Annotated in this window: 6 protein-coding genes; 3 read left to right on the forward strand and 3 right to left on the reverse strand. The window is 74.0% G+C overall.

Annotated features, from left to right (window positions below; all coding sequences use genetic code 11):
* Nucleotides 1–43 precede the first annotated feature (43 nt).
* A complete protein-coding gene (locus tag ACWCP2_RS19460) occupies nt 44–3073 on the reverse strand; it encodes an acyltransferase family protein (protein ID WP_450909860.1) in 3030 nt (1009 codons plus the stop codon).
* Nucleotides 3074–3090: 17 nt separating this feature from the next.
* Entirely contained in the window at nt 3091–4833 is a 1743-nt protein-coding gene (locus tag ACWCP2_RS19465; RefSeq protein WP_450909816.1) for a glycosyltransferase family 2 protein, read from the reverse strand.
* Between the two features lie 291 nt (nt 4834–5124).
* Between ACWCP2_RS19465 and ACWCP2_RS19470 the strand changes: the two genes are divergently transcribed.
* Nucleotides 5125–5667 carry a hypothetical protein gene (locus tag ACWCP2_RS19470; protein WP_450909817.1) on the forward strand — a complete coding sequence of 181 codons (543 nt, stop codon included), beginning with the start codon at nt 5125–5127 and terminating at the stop codon, nt 5665–5667.
* Between the two features lie 80 nt (nt 5668–5747).
* On the opposite strand, the gene ACWCP2_RS19475 is transcribed toward ACWCP2_RS19470, so the two are convergent.
* Entirely contained in the window at nt 5748–7070 is a 1323-nt protein-coding gene (locus tag ACWCP2_RS19475; protein ID WP_450909818.1) for an ROK family protein, read from the reverse strand.
* 179 nt (nt 7071–7249) lie between these two features.
* On the opposite strand from ACWCP2_RS19475, the gene ACWCP2_RS19480 reads away from it, so the two are divergent.
* Complete coding sequence (locus ACWCP2_RS19480) at nt 7250–9277, forward strand: hypothetical protein (protein WP_450909819.1); 2028 nt, start codon at nt 7250–7252, stop codon at nt 9275–9277.
* Nucleotides 9278–9418: 141 nt separating this feature from the next.
* Nucleotides 9419–12829, forward strand: a complete 3411-nt coding sequence (locus ACWCP2_RS19485) for an endo-alpha-N-acetylgalactosaminidase family protein (protein ID WP_450909820.1) — start codon at nt 9419–9421, stop codon at nt 12827–12829.
* Nucleotides 12830–12881: the final 52 nt, after the last annotated feature.

Genomic DNA, 12881 nt, shown 5'->3' on the forward strand with positions numbered 1-12881 from the left:
GGACGTGCCGGACGTGCCGGATGCGCCGGACGTGCCGGCGGGGTCAGGCCGCGCGGGCCCGGGTGGAGACGGTCACCCGGTCGACCCGCATCGGGTGGCCCGGTTCGGTGGCCGGGCCCGGGCTCGCGCCGTCGGCCAGGGGGAGACCGCCGCCGATGGCCACGTTGAGGATCAGGAAGAGGCCGTGGTCCACCGCCCGCTTCCAGGTGTCCGGGTCCATCCGGGCGGCGGCCACCCGGTGGTGCACACGGCCGTCGAGGTACCAGCGCACCTCCTCGGCGCCCGGGGAGCGATCGACCTCGACGGCGTACGTGTGGAAGCCCGTACGGCACTCCCCGCACGGCTGCGGGCCCGAGCTCAGGCCCGCCGGCTCCCGGCACGGGCCGCCTTCGAGGGTTCCGCAGTGCATGGTCGAGAAGACGCTGTCGCGGCCGTTGACCGATTCCATGATGTCGAGCTCCCCGACGCCCGGCCAGCCCGTGTACCCGTCGCGCAGGGGCGCCCCGAGGGTCCAGAACGCCGGCCAGTAGCCCGCGGCCTTTGCGCCGGTCACCCCGGGCAGGGCGATCGCGGCCTCGATCCGCAGGATCCCGCCGGCCGGGGCCGCGAAGTCGGAGCGCCGGGTCTCGATGCGGCCCGAGCGCCAGGCGCCGTCCGTGCGGGTCGGGACGATCTCCAGCGCGCCCCTGCCGTCGAGGCGGACGTTGTCGGTCGAGTCGGTCATCGTCTCGATCTCACCGGTGCCCCACTGGGGTGCGGGGCAGCCCGGGTAGCAGGTGCCGGTGTCGTGCAGCCAGTTCGCGGAGGACGGCGGGCTGCCCGCGGGACCGTCGAACTCGTCCCGGAACACCTCGCTCCAGCCCCCCGCCGGCCCGGCCGCCCCGGACGCGGCGCCCGACGCGCCCGCCGGGGGCAGCGCCCCGGACTCCGTGAGCAGCCGGTCGAGCCGGGGGGTCAGGACGACGACCGCGACGTTGGTCAGGTGGGCGTCGTCCCGGTAGAGCAGGATGCGGTCCACCACGGCCGGGCAGGTCGGCCCGTCGCCCGGGCACAGGACCGGGTTCACGCTCACCGACCTCACGCCGGGCAGGTCTCCGGAGGCGATCTTCCGGGCCAGCGGATCGGGCTGCCGGGCATTCGTACGGCTGAACGCACAGGCCTCGGGGGCCTCGGGGCTGCCGGAGACGCACGCGGGGACATCCGTACCCGGTACGGGGGTGTCCTCGATGTAGACGATCGGCACGCCGATGGCCCGCAGGGGTGCGAGGGTCTTCTCCCAGGCCTCGGCGAGGAGCCCCGCATCGGCGGTGTAGCGGTTGAGCGAGGAGATCACGATGAGCCGCGGCTTCGGCTGCGTCCGCAGCCGCTCCAGGGCATCGGCCCGCCAGGTGTCGCACTCCCGGTAGGCGCGTCCGAGCTGCGGACTGTCCACGGCGAGCTGCGGCAGCGGGCAGCCCTGCTTCACCAACTCCTGCAGCGCCCAACCCCGTTGAGAGGCCAGGGCGAGCATCGCGGAGAACCACTGGCCGGCGTGCGAATCGCCGAGCAGCACGATCCGGTCCGGGCTGTCCACCGCGCCGAACAGGCAGTCCGGGCTGTGGGTCACGGCCGGGGCCACCTCGCAGGCCCCGTCCGGCGGAAAGTCCCTCCGCGCCTGCGCGGCGGCGGGCACGACCGGGCCCGCCGCCAGGGGCGCGGAGCCCGTACGGGCGAGCAGGTGCGGGCCGGCGGCGGCGCCCGGCGGCAGCCCGGCCAGCCGGACCGGCGTCGCCGGACCGAGCAGGTTCAGCGTGGTCGTCCCCACCACGAGCGCGAGGACCACCGGCAGGACCACGGCCGTGACGCCCACCGACAGCCCCCGGCGCGGGAGTTCGGAGACGGTGCGGCTGCGGCGCAGCGGCTGCTCGACCCAGCGCATGGTGGCGTACGCGGGCAGTGCGGCGGCCAGGGTCAGCGCGGCCTTCACCGGCCAGTCCTGGGGCCCGAAGCGGGCCTCGGCGAGGACGAGCACCGGCCAGTGCCACAGGTACAGGGTGTAGGAGAGCCGCCCCACGGCCCGGGGAGCCCGGCCGGCGAGCAGCCGGCCGATCCCGTAGGTGGTGCCCGGAGCGCTGCGCTCGCCCCGGCCGGGTATCGCGGCGAGGATCACGGCCGCCGCCCCCAGGGTCGGCACCAGGGCCGGGTAGCCGGGGTAGGGCGTGGACGCGTCGTACGCGAACGCGCTCCAGACGATCGCCGCGCCCCCGGCCCAGCCGCACAGCAGCCGCAGCGGGCGCGGGCCGCGCATGAGGTGCCAGGGCAGCAGGGCCACCAGTGCCCCGACCCCGAACTGCCAGACCCGTGAGGGCGTGGCGAGGTACGCCAGCGAAGGGGAGTGGTCCGTCCAGCGCAGCGACAGCGCGAACGACGCGAGCACCAGCGGTACGGCGGCCAGCGCGACGGCCGAGCGCACGGCGCGGCCGCGGCGCAGGGCCCGGGCGGCGCCGAGCACGATCAGGGCCAGCAGTGGCGCCCAGAGCAGGTAGAACTGCTCCTCGACCGCGAGGGACCAGAAGTGCAGCAGCGGGCTCTGCTCGTGACCGGCGGCGAGGTAGTCGGTCCGCTGGGCGACGGAGCGCCAGTTGGAGACGGAGAGCGCCGCCGCGACCACGTCGTGCTCCAGGTCGGCGCGGCGCAGCGGTACGGTCAGCCAGGCCCCGGCGAGAGCCACCGCGGTGAGGACGACGGCCGCGGAGGGCAGGAGCCGGCGGGCCCGACGGGAGAAGAAGTCGAGGAGCCGGATCCGGCCGGTGGTGATCGCCTCGCGGACGAGCAGGCCGGTGATGAGGTAGCCGGACACGACGAAGAAGACGTCCACGCCGACGAATCCGCCCGCGAGCCCGGGAACCCCGGCGTGGAAGGCGAGGACCGCGAGGACGGCGACGGCGCGCAGTCCCTCGATGTCGGGCCGGAACGCGGACCGGTGCGGGCTGGGTCCGGACTCGCCCCCGGAGCGGGCCGCCGGGACGGACGGCGCGGAGGGTTCGGGAGGCGGTACGGGGACGGGCAGTGGAGAGGGGGCGGGGGAGTGCATGGTGGTCGTGGAGCCTTTCAACTCAGCCAGGGAAGCATGGGGTTGACCCATCCGGAGGCCAGCAGGCCCGTGAGCAGGAGCACCGCCGAGGCGGCGAGGGTCTCGGGCCAGCGGCGCGGCAGCACGCCGGTGGGCGAGGGGCGGGCGAAGGCCCGTACGAGGCTGCGGCGACGGCCGCCGCCCGGAACGGGTCCGGCCGCGCTGGAGGCGTCACTGGTGGACCTCGCGGAGGCGGCCGCCGGGCGCAGTTCGGTGATCAGGTCCCGGACCAGCGGACCGTTGATCTGGCACTGGACCAGGAAGTAGAGGAGCAGGCCCCAGTTGGGCTCCCAGCCGTTGCGGGCCACGGCCAGCGCCAGGCCCGCCGCGGCCGCGCCGTTGGACAGGACCAGCCAGAGCAGCGAGACGCCCACCACCCGGCGGGCCATCCCGCCGGACCGGGCGGGGCCCCGGGTGCCGGTGGGCACCCAGTCGGCACTGCGGCCGCGCAGCGTGTGCAGGAAGGCGGTGGCGGCCGCGACGCTCGTCAGGACGTTCGCCCGGATCACCTCCACCCGCCAGCGGGTCCTGCTGATCCGCGGGAGGAGCACGTGCCAGAGCCAGAGCGGCGCGAGCAGCGGCAGGACGTGCCAGGGCCGGATGTCGTCCGGGTACCAGAACATCATCACCAGGGGCGGCAGCGGCGCCGCGAAGGTGTTGACGGCGGCGGCCAGATAGCCGACGACTCCCTCGTAGAAGCACAGCCGCATCCGCCAGGGCGCGCCCATCGTCCGCAGGACGGGCGAGGTGAGCAGGTGCAGGTTGCCCATCGCCCACCGGTACTGCTGGTTGACGAAGGAGGTGGCCTCGTCGGGGGACGTGCCCTTGGCGACGAGCACCGGTACGTACAGGGTGCGGAACCCCCGCGCGTGCAGGGCGAGGCCGGTGTACAGGTCCTCGCTGTGGTCGAGGCGGGCGAAGCCGCCGGCCAGGTCGATGGCGGCGCGCCGGTAGACGGCGTTGCTGCCGCAGCAGATGGCGGCGTCGCTCGCGTCCCGGGACGGCTGGATCCAGCGGAAGAACCACTCCTGGGCGGAGCCCGCGGCCCGCTGGATCCACCCCATGGACCCGTCGGTGTCGAAGCACTGCGGGCTCTGCACGATCCCGACGCCGGGGTCGGCCAGGTAGGGCACGAGGTGGCGCAGGAAGTCCGGGCGGGGCGCGAAGTCGGCGTCGAGGATGGCGATGAACTCGGCGCCGCTCAGGGTCAGGGCGTGGTTGAGGTTGCCGGCCTTCTTCAGGTGCCCCCGGTCGGGCCGTACGACGTACTCGTACCCGTACGAGGCCGCCAGCGCGGCGACTTCGGGCCGGTCGGCGTCGTCCAGGACCCACGTGGTCAGCGCGCCGGGCCAGTCGACGGCCGAGACGGCGCGGTAGGCGTTGTCCAGGACGGGCAGCGGCTCGCCGCAGGTCGGCAGGTACAGGTCCACGGAGGGCAGTCGGGCGGGCTGCCAGGCGTGGACGAGCACCTCGTGCGAGGGCCGGGTCAGCCTGCGCTGGCGCAGGCTGTTGACCGAGGACAGGACGAGCGCGACGAGATTGAGCCCGAGGACGGCGAGGAAGGCCCACAGGGCCGGAGTGCGCAGCGCGAAGGTGAACATGGTCGCCGCGGTGAAGACGAAGGCGAGGCTCGTGCTGATGAGGACCCAGCGCCGTTGCGGGCCGAAGTACCAGTAGAGCTCTTCGTCGGACGGAGGTTGCGGAAGATGATGAAAGGTCATAAAGCCCCCCACGGCTTATTTATGCGCCCGTTTCAGGTCCCCAGCATAGCGCCACAGGTATAGACCAATTGTTGCAGTGCCATCAACACACGCAATCGGCCACGGGATTGGCGCATCTCATGTGGTCCAGACCTTTGCTGTGATCATTCGACCGGGTACACCGCCTCCCGCCGGGAAGCTGCAGGTCACGGGGGAGTGAACAGACACCGAAGACTTGCGCGGCCGGCCGGGTCCGCCGCGCTCTTGTGTTTCTCCCGCGCGGGGAGGTCCCCAACCGGCTACGCTGCGCCGGTGATTGAGGAACCGGGCAGGGAAAGTGCCGACGATCTGCCCGCGTGGCAGGCGCCGCCTCGGATGACCGGCGGCCACGTCGCGGGACCGGCGGTGATCGGCCGGACGGACGGGCTCGTCGTGCTAGCCCGGCAGGTCCTGGCCTACCCCACCGGGCTCGAGATCGAGGTGGAGGCCCACGCGCGCGGAGCGTTCCCGCCCGACGGTGGGCCGGGGTCCGGCCACAACGGCCTCACCGAACCCCCGCAGCCCACCTTCCGCCTGCGGTTCGGCGACGGCGGCGTCGTGGTGCAGGACGACGAGGCCGGGCTGCGCGACGGGCGCGGCCCGATGATGGTCGTCAGCGGGTACCAGGGCGCCTGGGGCGGGCCGGACGGCGGAGAGGACCTGCGCATGACGCTGTGGACCTGGCCGCTGCCGCCGCCGGGTCCGCTCGCGCTGTCGTGCACCTGGCCGGAACGCGGACTGCGCGACGCCACCTGGGTCCTGGACGGCGCCGCGGTGCGCGCCGCGGCCCTCCTCGCCCGGCCGTTCTGGGACTGAGCGGCCCGGGAGCGGCCTGAGTGGCCGGCGGGGCTGGGGAGCTGCGGGGCTGCGGGGCTGGGGTGCCGTGCGTCCGGGGCTCAGGCCCCCGCTGCCGTCGCCGTCGCCAGTGCCACCGTCCGGGCCGGGTCCTCGTAGACCGGGTCGAGGGCGAGCAGCGCCCCGCCGCGCGCCGGAGCGGTGAAGCCGAGCGCGGACAGCAGGAGGCGGCAGCCGCCCGTGTCCGGCGCCATGACCCGTTCGGCCATCAGCCGCTCCACCCGTGGGGCCAGCCGGTCGCCGAAGTAGGTGAAGTAGCCGCCGAGCACGACGGCGCGCGGGTTCAGGACGTCCGCGAGCAGCGTCAGTCCGAGGCCGAGCCCGTCGGCGATCCGGTCCAGGGCCTCCAGCGTGCGGGAGTCCCCGGCGGCGGCCCGCGCCCGGAGGTCCGTCAGCCGGGCCTCCAGGTCCAGGGCGGGGTCGTGCACGGGATCCTCGGGGGCGGCGGCGTGCCGCAGCAGGGCCGTGAGCCCGACCATGGTCTCCCAGCAGCCGCGGCGCCCGCAGGCGCAGAGCGCGCCGCCGGGGTCGAGCGGCATGTGACCGATCTCCCCGGCGAACCCGGCGGCTCCGCGGTGGAGCCGGCCGCCGCTGATGATGCCGCCGCCCACGCCCGTCTCGCCGGTGACGTAGATGAGGTCGTGGATGCCGGCTGCCGAGGCCTCCGCGTACTCGGCCACCGCGCCGAGTTTGGCGTCGTTCTCCAGCCGCAGCACCGGCGCCCCGCGGCCCAGGCGGGCGCGGATCCCGCTGAGCGCGTCGATGCCGTGCCAGCCGATGTTCGCGGCGTAGACCACGGTGCCCGACGCGATGTCCACGACTCCGGGGGCGGCGACGGTGACCCCCGCCGTGGCGATCGCGGCTGCGTCGAGGGTGGCGAGGGCCTCGCGGACCAGCCCGGCGGCGCAGTCCAGTACGGCCTCGGGTCCGGCGGCGCGCACGTCCATGGCGACCCGCCGCTCGAAGACGGTGTCCCCGTCCAGGGTCAGGGCGACGGCGGCCAGGTAGTCCACGTTGATCTCCAGGCCGATCCCGCACAGCGCGCGGCCGTCGATCCGGACGCTCTGGCCGGGGCGGCCGACCGAGCCGTCCCGCTCGGCGCCCCCCTCGCGGACCAGGCCGAGTCCGATCAGCTCGGTGACCAGTCCGGTCACCGTGGGGCGCGGCAGCCCCGCGTCATCGGCGATCCGCGCACGGGAGCGCGGTCCGGCGTCGCGCAGGAGGCGCAGCACGAGACCGAGATTGGCCCGGCGGATGGAGGCCCTGCCGGCGGGCCCGGCCGGGCCGTTGATCACCACGGGGCCGATGCCCGCATCGCCCCGCCCGCCCGCATGGCCCCGCCCGCTGCGCGGATCTGTCCTCACCGGAACTCCTCACTGCCGTCCCCCGAGAGTCTGCCACCCGTCGGCCCGGGCCCCGCCTGCCCGTTCCGGAGCGGATGCGGCACGCGGGGTTGACGCCGTCCTCATTAATTCAGATCCTAACTAAACTAATTGCTCGACGGTGCGTCCGACCGCGAGCTGACGGCGAGGAGGCCGACGGCGTGAGTGCCCGGTACCACCTGCGGTTCCAGATCCATCCGTACGAAGGACCGGACGCCGTCCGGGCCACGGCGGCCGAACTGGCCAAGACCTGCACCGACGCGGGCGTCGCGGAAGTGGTGCTGCTCCTCGGCGCCGAAGAGCATTTCACCGGCCACCTCACCGGATCCCACGAGGACCGCTGGTACGAAGCGGCGGCCCTCGCCCAGGAGATCCTCCTCGGCGCCGGCCTCGACGTGAGCCTCAACCCCTGGGTGACGGCCGGCCACGCCGACCGCGGCCGCTGCGACACCCACGGCTTCGCGCCGATGGTGTCCCCGGCCGGGGAGGTCTCCGCTGCCCAGGCCTCCTTCGCCTGCCCGCGCTGGCGCGCCTGGCTGACCGGGCACTACGGCCGCTTCGCCGAGCTCGGCTTCCGCGTGCTGTGGCTCGAGGACGACTTCCGCTTCCACAACCACGCCCCCCTCCGCTGGGGCGGCGGCTTCGAACCCCTCATGCTGGACCGGCTGGCCGCCCTCGCCGGACGCCCGGTGCCACGACCCGAACTGGTCGCCGCACTCACCGCCCCCGGCCCTCCGCACCCGCTGCGCGCCCTGTGGCAGCGGGTGTGGCGGACCGCGCAGCAGGAGGTGGCCGCACAGGTGGCCGCCGAGGTGCACCTGCGCTCGGCCGGCCGCTCCCGCACCGGGCTGATGAGCTCCGGCCTGGACGCCGCCTCCGTGGAGGGCCGGGACTGGAACGCGCTCTTCGGGGCCCTGGCCCCCGGGGGCCGCGCGGTGCACCGCCCGCACTTCGCCCCGTACGCGGACGCCCCCGGACGCGAGCTCGCCCGGCAGGTGTGGATGCCCGAACTGCAGCGCTCCCTGCGGCCGGAGTTCGTCGACAGCGAGCCGGAGATCGAGAACTGGCCGCACACCGCCTGGTCCAAATCCGATGTCCAGACCTGGTCGGAGATGGTCGCCGCCCAACTGTCCGGCGCGGACGCCCTCCTGCTCAACCTGTACCCCATGCACGGCTCCCGCCCCGGCCGGCACCCCCGGATCGCCGAACTGCTGCGCCGTGCCCGCCCCGCGCTGGACCTCGTCGGCCGCCGGCACCCGCGCGGACAGCGCACCCTCGGCGTCGGCCTGCCCTTCGCCCAGGACGCCGCGGCCCACGTACGGGCGCACGGCGGAGACCTGACCGAACTGGCCGTCGACCCGGGCCCCGCGGCCGAGTTGCTGCTCCGCTACGGAGTACCCGTGACGGCCGAACCCGCCCCGGTGCAGGCCCTGTTCGGCCCGTCGGCCTGGGCCTTCGGCGATCCGGCCGTACGGGCCCTGCTGGCCGGAGGCCTGCTGCTCGACGGGACCGCCGCGGCCATCCTGCACCAGCGGGGCTTCGGCCCCCTCATCGGACTGACCGGGGCCGAACCGGTCGACCGCGACGCGTCGGCCACCCCCGGCGGCCCGGGCCCGTACGCCACCGAGCGGCTGTGCGCCGCGGCGGGCGAGGAGCTCGCGGGCCTCGTCCTCAGCGTCAACACCCAACCCGCCCTGGCCCGGCTCGCGGAGGCACCCGGGGCGCAGCGGTGGAGCGAGGTCCGCACCCCCGACGGCCGCGCCTGGGGAGCGGGCCGCACCGTCTTCGCCAACACCCTCGGCGGACGCGTGGCCGTACTCGCCGCCACCGAGCCCCACACGCTTCCGGCCGACGACCACGCGCAGCTGCTGCTGCACCGTACGGTCCGCTTCCTGGAGGGGGAGGACGCCCGCCTGCCGCTGGTCAGCGGCGGCCCCCACCTGATCCCGCACCTGTCGCACGCCGACGGCGTCACCACCCTGACCGTGGCCAACGGCTCCCTTGACCCCGCCCGGCCCGTGGTGGACCTGCCGGCGCTCTCGGCATCGGCACCGGTCGCGACCGCCGTCGCAGCGACCGTCCTCGCACCCCTCGCTGAGCCCCGCCCCGCGGGCACCGGCCGGCGGGGGCGCACCCTGCGCCTGGACCCCGAACTGCCGCACCGTGGCTGGGCCGTTCTGAGCTGGTGACCGAACGGGAGGTCCCCGTACCGGCCGGCCCCGTACCGCCCCCGTACCGCACCGCCCCCCGTACCGCATTGCCCCCTCGCAAGGCCCCGTACCGCCTCACCCCGCAAGGACCCCGTACCTGACCCGTCACCAGGGAGCCCCATGAGACCGCTCCGCCCCACGTCCCTCCTCTGCGCCGCCGTCCTGGGCCTCGGCACCACGCTGGTGGCGGGTACCGCGCCGGCCACCGCCACCGCCACCGCCGCCGGGACCGTCACCATCGCCTCGCCGGCCCTCGCGGTGCAGGTCGACACCGCTTTCCCCCGGGTCGTCCAGTACACCGACCAGGCCACCGGAGCCGTCCTCCACGGCAACGAGGACCCCCTCACCCAGGTGAACCTCAACGGCTCCGCGCAGACCCCGACCGTGACCAGCAGCGTCACCGCCGACCACGTCGACTACACGATGGCCTTCGCCAACGGGGACACGGTCAAGGCCACCCTGTCCGTCAGCGGCAGCGCCCTCACCTTCGCCGTCACCTCGATCGACGACGCCGCCGTACCCGTCACCTCGCTGTCGATCCCGCAGCACAACCTGGTCTCGGTGCGCAGCGACCAGCCCGGAGCCACCGTCGAGACCACCCGGATGAACACCAACACCACCGGCACCGGTGACACCTTCACCCCGCTCACCTCCGGCACGGCCGTGGACGCGGCACCGCAGGGCGCCATGTACGCCATCCTCAACACCGGTTCCCTCGCGGCGTCGATCGCCACCAACTCGTACTACGACAGCCCGTCCGGCCAGAACGCGGCGGACAGCGGCCGGATCCAGAAGCAGACAGTGGCCAAGTCCGGTTACCGGCGGGCCGGTCTGTGGAGCGGCGACTGGCTGCACCGGGCCGCCGGAGCGGCGGGCACCGAACCGCTGCCGTACGCCAAGGTGGTGGTGACCGGCGACCGCAACGCCGATTCCACCGTCGATTGGCAGGACGGGGCCATCGCCTTCCGTTCCATCATGACCAGCCCACAGGGCTGGCAGGACACCGCCCGCCGGGTCGTCCAGCGCATCCCGTACAACTTCGCCTCCCAGGCCACGCACCCCTTCCTGCAGACCCTGGACGAGACCAAGCGCGTGGCCCGGGCCACGGACGGGCTCGGCCAGTTCGTCCTGCTCAAGGGCTACGGCTCGGAGGGCCACGACTCGGCCCACCCCGACTACGGGCTGGTCGGCACCCGGCAGGGCGGCGCCGCCGACCTGAACACCCTCATCGCGGCGGGCGCCGGCCACAACGCGGACATCGGCGTGCACATCAACGACACCGAGGCCTACCCGGTCGCCCGCAGCTTCGACCCCGCACTCCTCAACAACGGCGGCGCCGACAAGGGATGGGACTACCTCGACCAGTCCTACCACCTGAACTACCGCCTGGACGGCACCAGCGGCAAGCGCCTGGCCCGCCTGCGGCAGCTCAAGGCGGCGGCCCCCGACCTGAAGTTCCTCTACGTGGACACCTGGTACGGAGACGGCTACGCCTCCCAGGCCCTGGCCCGCGAGATCAACGGCCTCGGCTACCAGCTCACCACCGAGTTCCCCGACAAGTTCGAGGACCAGTCCCTCTGGTCGCACTGGGCCAACGACCTCAACTACGGAGGCAGCAACTACAAGGGGGTCAACTCCCAGGTGGTGCGCTTCATCCGCAACCAGCAGCGCGACGACTGGATCGCCGGGGACCCGCTCCTCGGCGGCGGCACCCTGACCGCCTACGAGGGCTGGCAGGGCACGAAGGACTTCGCGAACTTCCTCACCACCACCTTCACCACCAACCTGCCCACCAAGTACCTCCAGGGCTTCACCATCCGCAAGTGGGCCGCGAACCGCATCGACTTCGACGGAGGCGTCAGCGCCACCCTGAGCGGAAACACCCGCACCATCAGCAAGGACGGCCACCCCGTCCTGATCGGCGACAGCTACCTGCTGCCCTGGGACCAGAGCGGCGAGTCGAAGCTCTACCACTGGAGCGGAACGGGCGGGACGTCCACCTGGAACGTGCCCGCCTCCTGGGCCCAGAACGGCACGGCCAAGCTGTACAAGCTCACCGACCAGGGCCGGGTCCCGGTCACCGACCTCCCGGTGACCGGCGGCAAGGTCACCGTCACCGCCACCGCGAAGACCCCGTACGTCCTCTACCCGTCGGCCGCGCCCGCCCAGGCGGACGCCGGGTTCGGCGAGGGCGGCCCGGTCCGCGACCCCGGCTTCACCTCCGGCGGCCTGTCGAAGTGGACGGTCAGCGGCTCCGCGTCCGTCACCCGCAACGCGGCCGGCCGGTCGCAGCTCACCGTCGGGCAGGGTGCCACCTCCGTCTCGCAGCAGCTCACGGGCCTGACCCCGGGCACCTACGCGGCGAGCGTGTACGTCTCCACCGCCACCGGCCGCAGGGCCACCCTGGCCGTCACCCCGGCGGGCGGCGCCGAACAGAGCGCCTACGCCACGAGTTCCCCGTACCGCAACAACGTCGGAGCCGACGAGAAGAACGGCAGCACCACGCAGCGGATGCGGGTGCTGTTCGACGTCCCGGCGGGCCAGTCCACCGCCACCCTGGCCCTGCGCGCCGACGCGGCGGCGGGCACGGCCGGCTTCGACGACGTGCGCGTGGTGCGCACGGCCCGCGGTCCGCAGGGCGGCCACACCTTCGCGGAGGACTTCGAGAACGTCGACTCCGGCTGGTACCCCTTCGTCGTCGGCCCGGCGGGCGGCGCCGCGGCGGACCCCCGCACGCACCTCGCCCAGCTCAACGCCCCGTACACCCAGGCCGGGTGGAACGGCAAGCTGATCGACGACGTGCTCGCCGGCGGCAACTCCCTGAAATCCCACGAGGAACGGCCCGGGCTGATCTACCAGACCATCCCGCAGACCCTGCGCTTCGAGCCCGGCCACCAGTACAGGGTGAGCTTCGCGTACCAGCAGTCCGTGGCCGGGGACTACGCCTTCACGCTGGGCGCCGGCACGGCCCAGGTCTCCTCCGACACGCTGCCGCAGGCCCGGACCACGAACACCTTCACCAGGACCTTCACGGCCGGGGTGGACGCCTGGATCGGCATGCGCAAGCTCACGGCGGAAACCTCCGACACCGACCGGGACCTGGTCATCGACGACCTGGCCGTCGACGACCTCGGGGCGACGACCTCGCTCAACCTGGCCCTGAACAAGCCGACCACGGCCTCCTCGGCCCAGTCGGCGGACTACCCGGCGACGGCCGCCACCGACGGCAGTGCCACCAGCCGCTGGTCCTCGGCCTTCGCCGACCCGCAGTGGATCCAGGTCGACCTCGGATCCGTGAAGAACGTGAACCGGGTGGTCCTGAACTGGGAGGTCGCGTACGGCAGGGCCTACACGGTCCAGCTGTCGGACGACGGCGCCACCTGGCGGGACGCGTACGCCACCACCACGGGCGACGGAGGCACGGACGAACTGACCGGCCTCGGCGGCAGCGGGCGCTACCTCCGGGTGACCGGTACCCAGCGGGCCACCGGCTACGGCTACTCGCTGTGGGAGGTCGAGGCCTACTCCTGACCGCACGAGCCGGCCCCCCACCCCTTCGGCGAGGGGTGGGGGGCCGGTCGTG

This window comes from Streptomyces sp. NPDC002104, from assembly GCF_053593795.1.